7 protein-coding genes and 1 tRNA gene are annotated in these 12,713 nt (G+C 39.3%); 3 read left to right on the top strand and 5 right to left on the bottom strand.

Annotated features, from left to right (window positions below):
* The first annotated feature begins 1 nt into the window (after position 1).
* Positions 2-3,025: a molybdopterin dinucleotide binding domain-containing protein gene (locus UCH001_RS10325; protein WP_067177575.1), complete on the top strand. Its 3,024-nt coding sequence runs from the start codon at positions 2-4 to the stop codon at positions 3,023-3,025.
* 45 nt (positions 3,026-3,070) lie between these two features.
* Here UCH001_RS10325 and UCH001_RS10320 read toward each other — a convergent pair whose 3' ends face one another.
* The 5 genes from UCH001_RS10320 to mraY form a co-directional block, all read right to left on the bottom strand.
* Positions 3,071-5,113: a POTRA domain-containing protein gene (locus tag UCH001_RS10320; protein WP_082705716.1), complete on the bottom strand. Its 2,043-nt coding sequence runs from the start codon at positions 5,111-5,113 to the stop codon at positions 3,071-3,073.
* Positions 5,114-5,123: 10 nt separating this feature from the next.
* Positions 5,124-7,751, bottom strand: coding sequence for a filamentous hemagglutinin N-terminal domain-containing protein (locus UCH001_RS10315; RefSeq protein WP_067177573.1), 2,628 nt, complete (start codon positions 7,749-7,751; stop codon positions 5,124-5,126).
* A 218-nt stretch (positions 7,752-7,969) separates the two neighbouring features.
* Positions 7,970-8,045 (bottom strand) — tRNA-Phe (locus UCH001_RS10310).
* 53 nt (positions 8,046-8,098) lie between these two features.
* Complete coding sequence (murD, locus tag UCH001_RS10305) at positions 8,099-9,292, bottom strand: UDP-N-acetylmuramoyl-L-alanine--D-glutamate ligase (protein WP_067177571.1); 1,194 nt, start codon at positions 9,290-9,292, stop codon at positions 8,099-8,101.
* Positions 9,289-10,353 carry a phospho-N-acetylmuramoyl-pentapeptide-transferase gene (gene mraY / locus UCH001_RS10300; protein WP_067177569.1) on the bottom strand — a complete coding sequence of 355 codons (1,065 nt, stop codon included), beginning with the start codon at positions 10,351-10,353 and terminating at the stop codon, positions 9,289-9,291. Before mraY ends, murD begins: the two co-directional genes overlap by 4 nt.
* A 90-nt stretch (positions 10,354-10,443) precedes the next feature.
* Here mraY and gpmI point away from each other — a divergent pair, with 90 nt between their 5' ends.
* The gene (gene gpmI, locus UCH001_RS10295; protein ID WP_067177568.1) at positions 10,444-11,934 is read left to right on the top strand and encodes a 2,3-bisphosphoglycerate-independent phosphoglycerate mutase; all 1,491 of its coding nucleotides are present in this window, start codon (positions 10,444-10,446) and stop codon (positions 11,932-11,934) included.
* A 23-nt stretch (positions 11,935-11,957) separates the two neighbouring features.
* Positions 11,958-12,701, top strand: coding sequence for a 3-oxoacyl-ACP reductase FabG (gene fabG / locus UCH001_RS10290; protein ID WP_067177566.1), 744 nt, complete (start codon positions 11,958-11,960; stop codon positions 12,699-12,701).
* Positions 12,702-12,713: the final 12 nt, after the last annotated feature.

Raw genomic sequence — 12,713 nt, 5'->3', positions numbered from 1 at the left:
CATGGAAGCATCACGTAGAAAATTTTTAATTGGAACCAGTCTCGTAGCTGGAGGCGCTGCAGTAGGTGGATACCATGAAACTCTTGGTAAAGCCATTACTCTGCAAAGAAGAGGTGAAAAAGCAAAAGATGCGATTTATGGCAATGCTCCTGCACCAGAGATCATGCAAAAAGAGGGAATGATCGCTTATGCCAAAGACTTTGTTGTAAAACCTAGCGTGTGCAACGGGTGTACAACATATTGTTCGGTACGTGTCAAGATCGATACGAAAAGCGGTGAAGTTGTGCGTGTTTTTGGAAATCCTTACAGTTTGCTCTCAAGTGATCCATGGTTACCCTATAAAACATCTTTATCAGAGAGTTTTAAGGCGACATCGGGTTGGAAGGAGAGCGGTTTAGAGATGCGTTCAACCGCTTGTTCTAGAGGTAATGCGGTATATGAAAAACTGAATGACCCTTTCCGCGTCACAAAACCTTTAAAGCGTGTTGGAAAACGTGGAGAAGACAAATGGGTGAGTATATCTATTGAGCAGCTGATTAAAGAGATATGCGAAGGTGGTAATCTTTTTGGCGAAGGAGATGTGCAAGGGCTGAAAGCTTTAGCCGATACAAAAACATTAATTGATCCACAAAATCCAGACTATGGTCCTATCGCCAATAAACTGTGTGTTTTGGGAACGGCGGATGAAGGACGTCAAAATTATATGGTACACCGTTTTGTTCAAAGTTTTGGAACGGTTAATTTTATGGGGCACACCTCTATTTGTGGGCTTTCTATGCGAGCAGGTGAAGCAGCGTATCTGGATGATTTTGCTACCTCTCCTCACATGAAGCCTGATTTTGAGCATTGTGAATTTTTACTGAGCATCGGAACAGCACCAGCACAAGCGGGAAATCCTTTCAAACGCCAAGCAAAGTTATTGGCAAAAGGGCGTACCAATGGAGCACTTCGTTATGTGATCGTAACGCCTATACTCACCAACAGTGACTCAATCGCAGTTGGCGAGAGATCACGATGGTTACCGATCAAACCAAGTGGTGATTTGGCGTTAGTGATGGGAATGATTCGTGTGATCATCGATGAAGAGCGTTATCTAAAAGCGTATCTTGCCATTCCAAGTGATGTTGCACAAAAAACCTTAAATGAAGTCAGCTTTACCAATGCTTCGCATCTTGTCATCATGGAGGGAGCGAAAAAAGGTGAGATTTTAACGGATACAAACAAAGTGGTACATGTCATTGATAAAACCGATGGCATACTTAAAAATGCCGCAAATGTTTTAGAAGCCGACATTTTTTATGAAGGAAATGTCACTTTAGAAGGGACAACCTATACGGTAAAAAGCTCTTTTGTTCTTTTAAAAGAATCAGCGTTTGAGCATTCACTTGATTTTTATGCTAAAGAGAGCGGGGTGGATGAAAAAACCATTGTAGAACTTGCACGTGAATTTACATCCCATGGCAGAAGTGTTGGTGTGGATTGTCATGGAGGAACAATGCATTCTACAGGCTTTTACACAACCTATGCCATTATGATGTTGGGTGCTCTTGTGGGCAATCTCAACCATAAAGGTGGTATGAGTGTAGGAGGAGGAAAGTTTAAAGACTTTAATGGCTCTTGCTATAACCTTTTGGCGTATGCAGGCAAACAAAAGCCTTTTGGTGCACGCATTGATAGAGCTAGAATGGCCTATGAAAAAACCAGCGAATATAAACGCAAAATAGAGCAAGGACTCAATCCTTATCCTGCGAAAGATGCATGGTTTCCGCTAAGTCCTGCTATTGAATCAGAAGTGATTAATAGCAGTGCTAATGCATATCCGTATAAACTAGGTGCTTTGATAAGTTGGAATGCGAATTTTGTGTATGGTCAAAGTGGTAGTGAGCATCTCATCCCTTTACTGAAAGATCCTACCAAGGCGATTCCTCTTTTTATAGCGATCGATCCATTTATCAATGAAACCAGTCGTTATGCAGATTACATCATACCAGATTCAGTGTTGTATGAGACATGGGGTGTATTAGCACCTTGGGCAGGACACCTGACCAAAACAACGCATGTGCGTTATCCGATTTTAAAATCACCCAATGCCACGTTTGCAAATGGTGAGCCTATTTGCATGGACAGCTTTATGATTGAGCTTGGTAAAGCCCTAGGCTTAGGTGGTTTTGGTAAAAATGCCATTAATGGGGCTACGGCTAAATTTGATTTTGATAGACCTGAAGATTTTTACTTAAGAGCTTTTGAAAACGTAGCGATGGATGGAGCAAATCCAGCCCCAGAAGCAAGCGATGAAGAAATTATGTTAGCAGGACTGAATGAGTATGTTCCTCTTTTACAGCGTATCTGTACAGAAAATTGGCGCAGAGTGGCATACGTGATGAGTAGAGGTGGACGATTTGCCGATAAAGCAACTGCGTATGAAGGTAATAAAATGAGCAATGCGTATAAAAAACCGATTGCAATTTACAATCAGCTTGTCGGAACATCGTTTAATTCTCTCAACGGTGAACCCTACAGTGGAGTGCCACGTTACTATGCTCCACGATTTTATACAGGTGCACAAATTGATATGAATTCAAAAGAGTTCAGCCTTTTAGCCTTTAGTTATAAATCCAATGTTCTCTCTTCTGCTTCAGCAACCTTGGAGAGTGTGCGAGATATCCGCTATACGACATTTGTGGATCTTAGTACTACAACAGCTAAAAAATATGGCATAGCGCATGGAGATCGTGTGATAGTGCGTTCACGCGAAGGTAAAATTCAAGGCATTTGCCGTATCAGAGAGGGGTTACATCCTCAGTCCATTGGTATAGAACATGGTGCTGGAAGAGAAGGCGAAGGAAGCTTAGATATACACATTGATGGTGTACGAAAAGAGGGCAGAATCGCTAGACGAAGTGGGGTGAATATCAATAAACTTGGACTAAGTGACGCTTCACGTCTTAATGTTGCAACACTGAGCGACTTTGTAGTGGGTTCTAACGCAAGACAAGCGATACCCGTACATATCGAGAAGATTTAAACATAATTCCATGTAAGGATTTTCCTTACATGGAATGTAAAGTTATTAGTAAACCCATCCAAGTTGAATTAAAAATTTGTTTTGATGATTTGGTTCACTTTCTACATCAGCGCCACCCACAACATGTGCTAATTGAGCTTTAGCAAAGAAATCTTTATAATTCGCCTGATACCCTAGTCCAATATCTGAGAGATGACGTGGTTCTGTCGCACCAGTGGAATTTTCCATTTTTGCGTACCCTGAATCAATAAAAAAGCTCGCTTTTGAGCTGATGCTTTCATAGGTCGGTAAGGCATAGAAGAACTCTAACCCTACGATATAACCATTCTCAGCACTGAGCTCTCCATCTGGGAAAGCTCTAACCCCGTAAGCACCGCCTAAAGAAAAATCTTCGGAACCATCTAAATTTTTATTGCCCAGTGCTTTTTGAAGGCGTACATTTGCTGTCATAGAATAGATCTCATCAAAGGCAATGTTCTTTTCCATGGTTGCAACCACTTTGCTATATCCACCATCGGTCTTAGGACCTGCTTGATCGGTTGCTAGTGCATCTGCATTGTCAAAGTTTAGATGTCCAAAGGTGAAAATCAACGATGCATTGCTGCTGCTTTGGAAACCAAAAAATGAGCTGGTCTCTGTATAGTTTGCACCAAGATTTAATGAATTAGAATCTTTTTTTGTCAAAGTATCGGTACTTCTCACTTCATCTTTCATATGTTTATTGTCGTAGCTCAAAGTCAAATTAAGCGTTTGTGCTTGTGTACGTATAAGTGGATAGATCAACGAAGCTTCGAGTGTCGTTGCGTTTCCAATGGCATCCATAGAGTCATACTCTTCTGCCAAAGAGTATGTTGTCTTCGATGCACTGATTTCACCTCTAAGTCCATTACTCATGAGTGGGAAATTGTAGTAGATTTTTCCATTTTTAAGATCCGTTTTGGTGGAGAGAAGACCTGTAAGTCCTATTTTATCGCCCCATCCAAAGGGTGAGTTAGCACTAAGCCCTATACTTGTGCGGTACTCTCCTGTATAGCGAGAGCCGTAATTATCGCCTACGATGTAAGCATTGTAAGGCTTTGTTTCAGATGTTTGAATGAGAAAATCCGATGTTCCTATGTGTGTTCCTGGCATAACATCCGCACGTGTGACTTTTGCACCTGGGGTGTCGTTAATGATAAGCATAGCACGCTCTAATGTATCGGTACTTACGATATTTTCATCTTTGATATCATCGAGCATTCCTTGTAAAATGCTGTCATTGACTAAGGAGTTGTTTTTGAGTTTTAGCTCTCCATAATTACCTTCAATCACTGCAATTTCTACTACACCTTCTTTCATACTCTGTTTTGGGATGTAGGCACGTGCAACAAAGTAGCCATTTGTTCGGTAGTATTTGGTAATAAGAGAAGCAGTTTTTTCCAAAGTTGCCAGTGTGTGCTCTTTGTTTTCTTCATGCGCAATGATATTGTGTAACTCTTCTTCTTTGAGAGCATGTGTACCGCTTAGATGAAAAGCTTTTACAAAAACACTGTGTGTTGCTGGTTCTGTTTTTTGGATGCTTCCTTGCTCTTGAAGAAAGGTGTCAGTGGCTTTTAGGAGATCAGGATCTTTCAAAATAGCATCATGATTTCTAGCACGAATGGTAATGGTAACGATGCCATTTGCAATATCTTTTTTATAGATAAACGCTTTGGCTTTTTTGAACCCTTTGGAGCGATAATATGCTGTAATCTCATCAGCTGCAGATAGTAGTTGCGTAGTATTGAGCGTTTTCCCTTGTAGTCTTTCGATAACTTTTTTAAGCTCAGCTGAACTTAAAGCCTCATTTCCAATAAATGCAAATTCTTTCACCAAAATAGCATCGCTTTTTTCAATGAGTTTCGGTGCTTCAACACTTTTTGAAGGCTTTGTAGGGGTTGGCTCTTGCACATTGATCTGAGGTACAGCTGGCGCTTCTTTAGAAGGAAGTTTAGAAGACTCAATCTCTTTAAGCGCTGTTCCAATATTGGGAACTTCAACAGCACATAAAGTACTTGCAACCAATAATGAGAGTGAAAATGTTGTTGTTCTACGTGGGGTTATTCGCATTATTTAGTCCTTAGCGTTGTGTTTGATTGAGTACATAAAATTCTTGTTCGACATTTTCTGGAAGCTTAACACCACCATTGACAATATCAATTAAAGAGCCGCGTGATAATGGAACACGAATGGATGCATCGACTCCTGTAGTTTCGCCTGAAGTGCTTTGCTCTGTTGTTCCAGAAGGTGTACCACTTGCTCTTTGCATTTGGCGAATTTCTGAAAGACTGACTAATATGTTGGCGTTTTCATTACCGGCTGTTGAAGCTAAAGTAATGCTTTCTCCTCCACGTACATAAGTCGTTGGTGGTGCATAGTTTGTTGTATGTTGTGGTGTAAATGTTTGAACTACACGAGGTTGCTCAATGGCTGTATTGTTGACAATCGCTGAGATGACAGAAGGTGGAGTAATATTTGGAAGTGTAGGTCTTGCAATAACTCCAGCAGATTGTCCAACTTGTGTAATTGCATCATTAATTTGGCTCAAAGGTGCAGCAGCATAATACCAAGTAATGCTACCACTCGCATTATTTGCTAAATTGCCTAGGCTCATAAAAAGGGCATAAGAACCATCATGATAAGCTGTAATTGCTGAATTGGTTGGATTTTGAGTTACAATTCTATTATAAAAGTCGCCATAATTGTTGAAGAGTGTATTTGCTCCTTCTGTCGTAGAATAGAAGAGAATAGCAGCACCCGTTACTCCGTCATTTCTTTCTGAAACTAAAATTGCTTTGGCTGTGTCAGATTGAGAAGTAATAGCCTCAAAACCAGTTTCTGTTATATTGCCTTTTGTTTTATAGTTTCTATCATTTTCTGCGACCCAGTCATCTCGTGTTCCTACCCAAAGTCTTACGTTTGTCTGATCTGCGCCACTGATATTTTTAACTGATGTCACAGCTTTTAAGTAATTTGTATTTGCTAAAAGTGTGTAACTGTTGTCGATACGCATTGAGCCATATGCGCCAAACGTATAGATATCACTTGCTGTGATTGTTCCAGTTTTTTCAAAATATTTTGCAATGTTAATATAAGAAGAAGTTTTAGCAAAAGTTCCTCCTTCGCTTGCATAATTTCCAGTGTAGCTTATAGTTCCATTGGTATTCCATGTTCCGCTACCAGCACCTCCAACACCTAGTGCAATATCAAGCGGATAATTACTGTATGTTAATGGGTACCATTTATTTGGATAAGAAGAGCTTGTTCTGTCTTCATCATAGTACCACGGTTGTAAAAGAAGACCATAATCATTCACAGAAGCTTGTGTACCATTTCCAAAACGTAAATTACCATTATCCAATACTAGATTAGTCACAGTTCCCGAAGAACCTTTTTTCCATGTAAAGGCACTAGCTGTTGGAATGAGGATATCCACGCCATCAGCAACGGTATAACGATTGCTGCCACCATTTGCAGAAGATTGTCCATAATAAAGGGCTAATGTCGCTGTGCCTGAAGCTATTAAATTTGCATTAAGAACGATATCGCCTCCAGAGTTAAGGGTGAGTTTATTAGCGCTCCAAGAGACTACATCATTGACGGTAATTGTATTATCCGCTTGAATTTCAATGTTAGAGCTTAAAAGTCTTGTAGCAAGAGAAGCACCCGTTTCATTTCCTCCACTAGTAGCGATAAGATATGTTGCAGGGTCTATAAGCCAATTTCCCGTTTTTCCTTGCGTAGCGCTTGTTGTTACATATAAAGATTTTGCTAAATGAACAGTTTCACCGGATGTTTCAATGAAACCTCCATTACCAGAATTTGGAGCAGAAGCGTCAAGTGTACCATTTACATTAGCTGTACCACCGTGTGCATAAAGCTCTATCTTTCCTGTAACATCATCCAGTGTTTGGGCTTCAATCACACCGGTGTTATTGACAACACCTTTGAGGAGGTCATTGACTGCATTTGTGGTAAGGTAGATTTCTCCACCATTGGCAATCAGTGCTCCTTTATTTTCCACTAAAGCGTCAAGTACACCTTTTGTGACGGTAAGATTGACTAGAGAGTTGCCGTTGAGGTTGATATTAAAGGCGTCGCCTCCTACAAGCTCTATAGTTCCTTTTACAGCTTTGATAGTACCTTCATTAGAAACTGTATTAGCAAGAAGTGCAGCGTAACCACTATTTGCAATGTCAATCGTTCCTAAGTTAATAATATTGGCTTTACTATCTCCTGTAAAGGTATAATTTCCTGCTTGAAAATCCGCATCGCTCAGTGATTTTGTTGTAGCAAGAAGTCCCGAGGTATTAATTGAAGCATTTTTATTAAACAAAACACCGTTAGAATTTAATATCCAAACTTGACCATTTGCATTTAATGCGCCATCAATGACGCTTTTTTCATTACCGACAACACGATTGAGAGTGATGGAAGATACATTAGGCTGATTAAAATTGACCGTTTCATTTGAGCCAATGGAAAATGTAGACCAATTAATAGAGGCTTTTTGAGTGGATTGATTGATATTTGTAATAGTTCCATTTTGTGTTATTGTTGCACTACCACTCATAACAGTACCATTGCTTGGCGATGCATGCAATAATGTGGTTCCTACTAAAAGTGCTGACACAATCAGAGATATTTTCACATTTGGGATACGAAGATATGAGTTATAATCCCATACTTGTGTATATGAATTTCGCATATATACCCTTTCTTTCGTTCAATTTTAATTTATTATAGCATTCAAATTGTTCTAAATCAGTTGAATTTATATGAAAAAGTAAAATACGCTGAGTGAAATGTAGAAATGAAGCAAAAGGTATAATTCTAACAATACTTATAATTATAAATTTGGACATAAAAAAGTACTGAGTAGGAGTTGTGAAAATAGTTTGTATGATTTTGGATTTTAAAAATGAGTGGTGGCTGGAGACGGAATCGAACCGCCGACACGGAGATTTTCAGTCTCCTGCTCTACCGACTGAGCTATCCAGCCACGCTTTTGAAGAGTTGAAATTATAGCTTAAAAACTTTAAGCCTAGCTTATAACTAGGCTAAAGCTAATTCTTTAAAGCGATCACCTCTGTGAGCATACGATTTGAACTGGTCCAAACTTGCTGCTGCAGGGGAAAGAAGAGCAACACTTTTGGTCGTATGGACGGCATGAATTTGCTTCATCGCCTCTTCGATCACAAAACATTTATGAAGTTTAATGCCATCTTTTTGGGCAAAAGATGCAAGTCTTTCAGTGTTAGAACCTATGGCAAAGACCGTAACATGCAAAGGTTTCATAAAGTCAAAGAGCTCTTGCAGGTCAACACCTTTGTCATCACCGCCTAAAACAATAAGAATTTCATCGTCTTTATAACGTTTAAGAGCTTCTATTGTGGCATCGACATTGGTTCCTTTAGAGTCATCAACCCAAAGACGACCTTGTTTATCACGAAATTCTTCAATTTTATAATGGTCAATTTTAAATGTATTGATAAGATCATAGTCCACAGTATCTAAGAGAACTTTTTGCGCACTCATCGCAAGAATTGCATCCAGTAAAAATGGCGTTTTAAAATTTACTTTTGAAATATCAATACCCATTGTTTCTGCCAAATCATGTTCATTTTCATAGGAAATAACATGTGCGAGTGTTTTAACGTTTGCATGTGCTTTAGGAAGAATCGCAACGCTTCCTTCTCGCATACGAGAAAGTGGTGAAAGTTTCGCTTCAATGTACGCTTCCATACTTCCATGCCATGTTAAATGGTCAGGCTTTATAGGAAGAAGGAGGTAAATGTCAGGTGCTGTGACTTTTGTATAGTGAAACGTAAACGAGCTGGTCTCAAGTATCCAAATCGGTGCATTTTCACTTAGCTCTGCTAAGGGCGTACCGATATTTCCACCTGCAAGGGCACCTTGTTTTTGAAGGAGAAATTCACACATTTGTGTGGTAGTCGTTTTACCATTGGTTCCGCTGATCCAAATAGAAAAGGGCATTTGTTCTTTGAAAAAGTCATATTCACTCGTAACGTGCAGTGCTTTTTGAATTAAAGGATGTTCTGTTGGAAAGCCAGGACTTGGGATCTCTACATCGCTTGTATTGGGATCGAATTCTGAAGGAGGTAATAAGAGATTACCAAACGCATCTGTCTCTTTTGTGACAAAATTATCGTCAAAAATTTGGCATTGTCCTGCAAAACGCTTTGCAATAGCCTTAGTTGTTTTTCCGTGTCCAAATAGTGTTATCATCTGATTTTAAGTGCCGTAAGTGCTAAAAGATTTGACATGAGAGCGATAATCCAAAATCTCACTATAATCTTGTTTTCTGGCCAACCCTTCACTTCAAAGTGATGATGAATTGGCGCCATAAGGAAGATACGTTTTTTACGTGTTTTAAAACTTCCCACCTGCAAAATAACTGAAACGGTTTCTAAAACAAATACAAAACCGATAAGTAATAATAGAATCTCATTTTTAGAGATGATCGCCATATAACCTATAAATGCCCCAATACTAAGGCTTCCGCTATCGCCCATAAAGATTTCTGCTGGGTAGCAGTTAAACCATAAAAAGCCCACTAATGAGCCCATAACAGCTGTTGCTACGATGACCACTTCACCACTGCCTCCAACTTTTGGGAGGAGTAAATAACCGCTTAAGAAGGCATTGCCACCCACATAAACAAAAACAGCGAGTGAAAGAATAGAAAGTATCGCTGGAACTGTTGCAAGTCCATCGAGTCCATCGGTAAGGTTTACCGCATTACTCGCAGAGATCATGACTAAAACCCAAAAACCTAATGCTAAAAGCTGCATATCAAAGAGTGGAAATTTGTAAAATGGAACAAAAAAAGTCGTATCAAGATCAACAGCAATGTATAAAATCAACGCAACAATAGAAGAGGCTAGAATTTGTAAGCCTAGTTTGGCACGAGGTGTAAGACCTGCGGTGTTGCTTTTGCCTAAAATTTTAGCAAGATCATCTTTCATTCCAATAAGTCCAAACAATAAAATACACGCTAGTGCTGAGAGAACAAAAAGGTTATTCATACGTGCACATATTAAAATAGAAAGCGTTGCGGCACATAAAAAGACAATACCACCCATCGTTGGGGTTTTAGACTTTTGTTGATGTGTTTGCGGGGCAAGAGAGTAAATAGGTTGATTGGCATTTCGTGATTTTGCCCATTTGATAAATTTTGGCATCAAATAGATGGTCAAAATGAAAGCTAAAAAGAAGGCGATTCCTGCACGAACAGTAATATATTGAAAAAGATTGATGGACATAAGTTTATAGAAAGAATATAGCATTAATAACGTTCCAAAGTTTTGGGATATATTTTTATAAAAGCAACATTTTAGTAAGATATTACTTATAAGCTTATAACAAAAGGTATCATTTTGAAACCAGAAGTTCAAAAAACATTACTGATTATTACTGATGGTATTGGTCACAACAGTAGCAATACCGCAAATGCGTTTGCACAAGCACATAAACCTACGTACGATAAGCTTTTTAAAGAGGTTCCGTACAATCTTATAGCAACCTCAGGCTTAAGTGTTGGGCTCCCTGATGGTCAGATGGGCAACAGTGAAGTGGGACATATGTGTATTGGCAGTGGGCGTATTTTGTACCAAAATTTGGTCAAAATTTCTTTGGCGGCACAAGATGGAACGCTCTCTTGCAATCCTGCATTGACACAACTTTTGGATGTCAAAGGTGCTATTCACATCGTTGGTCTTGTAAGTGATGGTGGGGTTCATTCGCACATTGATCATATTATTGACCTTGCACGCATAGTTGCAGACAAGGGCAAAAAAGTCTATTTGCATGTCATTACAGATGGTCGAGATGTCTCTCCAACCTCTGGATTGGGCTTTGTTGAACAGTTGTTGCATATCTGCAATGATACGATCTCAATAGCCTCTATTTCAGGGCGTTTCTTTAGTATGGATCGCGACAACAGATGGGAAAGAGTAGAACAAGGATATCGCGTGATGGTTGATGCAACACCAACAATCTCTTTATCTCCAAATGAATACATGCAGAGCATGTACGATAAAGGCATTACCGATGAGTTTATAGAACCTGTCGCATTTGAGCCTTTTGTAGGTATGAAGGCGGAAGATGGTGTTATTTTTGCAAACTTTAGAAATGATAGAATGCGAGAACTTTCTAAAGCGATTGGTTTTAGTGAATTTACGGAGTTTGCACGTACACTCAATGGTGTTACATGTATTACCATGACAGAGTATGACAGTAGCTATCCATTTCCTATTATGTTTCAAGCCGATACACCACAAAATACGTTGAGCGATGTCGTTGCAGAAGCGGGGCTCTCTCAGTTTCATACGGCTGAGACAGAGAAATATGCGCATGTGACTTTCTTTTTTAATGGTGGGCTTGAAGAGCCAAAAGTCAATGAAACACGTTTACTTGTTCCAAGTCCAAAAGTAAAAACATATGATTTGGAGCCTCAAATGAGTGCCCCTTCTGTTGGTGATGCTGTTTTAAAAGCTATGGATGAAGCCTATGATTTTATTGTAGTCAATTTTGCCAATGGCGATATGGTAGGGCATACAGGAAGTTTAGATGCTGCTATTCAAGCGGTAGAAGCAGTCGATGTAGAGCTTGGAAGATTGTTTGCAAAAGCAAAAGAACTTGGTTATTCTATTATACTGACAAGTGATCATGGAAATTGTGAACAAATGTTTGATGAAGATGGCTCTAAACTGACAAATCATACAACCTTTGATGTATATGGATTTGTTATGGATAAACGCGTGAGAAAAGTGGAAAAGGGTGGATTGAACAACATCGCCCCAACGGTCTTAAAATTGATGGGACTTCCAATTCCTAGTGAAATGGATGCTCCATTAGTCGAATTTTAAATTTGATAAGGTAAAGGAAAACAATGAAATTTAGTGGAAAAAATGTTTTAGTGACAGGCGCAGCAAGTGGTATTGGTAAAGAGTTAGCATTAACTTTGGCAGGTTATGGTCTTAAAGTATGGATTAACTATCGTTCTCGCCCTGAGGCGGCTGATGCGATTAAAGCTGAGATTGAAGCAAACGGTGGTGTTGCTGCTGTTATTGGCTTTGATGTAGCGGATGAAGAGGCATTTATTGAAGGAATTAAAACGATTGTGGATGCCGATGGTGAGCTTTCTTATCTTGTCAATAACGCGGGAATTACCAATGACAAACTTGCTATTCGTATGAAAAAAGAGGATTTTACCTCTGTAATTGATATTAATCTTACTTCAGCTTTTGTGGGGTGTCGTGAAGCACTTAAAATCATGAGCAAAAAACGTTTTGGCTCTGTTGTCAATATTGCTTCTATTGTAGGGGAAACTGGTAATGCAGGTCAAGTCAATTACAGTGCAAGCAAAGGTGGACTTATTGCCATGACAAAAAGCTTTGCACAAGAAGGAAGCGCAAGAGATGTTCGTTTTAATGCAGTAACACCTGGTTTTATTGCAACAGAAATGACGGATAAACTCAGTGATGAAATTAAAGAAAGTTATACATCCAAAATCCCACTTAAACGTTTTGGTAGTCCAAAAGATATTGCAGAATCGGTCGCTTTCTTATTAAGCGATAGCGCAAGTTATATCACAGGTGAAGTCTTGAAAGTGAATGGTGGTATGTACATGTAAACGGGAGTTTAC

Source organism: Sulfurospirillum sp. UCH001 (genome assembly GCF_001548035.1).
Classification (GTDB): Bacteria; Campylobacterota; Campylobacteria; order Campylobacterales; family Sulfurospirillaceae; genus Sulfurospirillum.
This window is presented reverse-complemented; position numbering and strand designations above follow the sequence as displayed.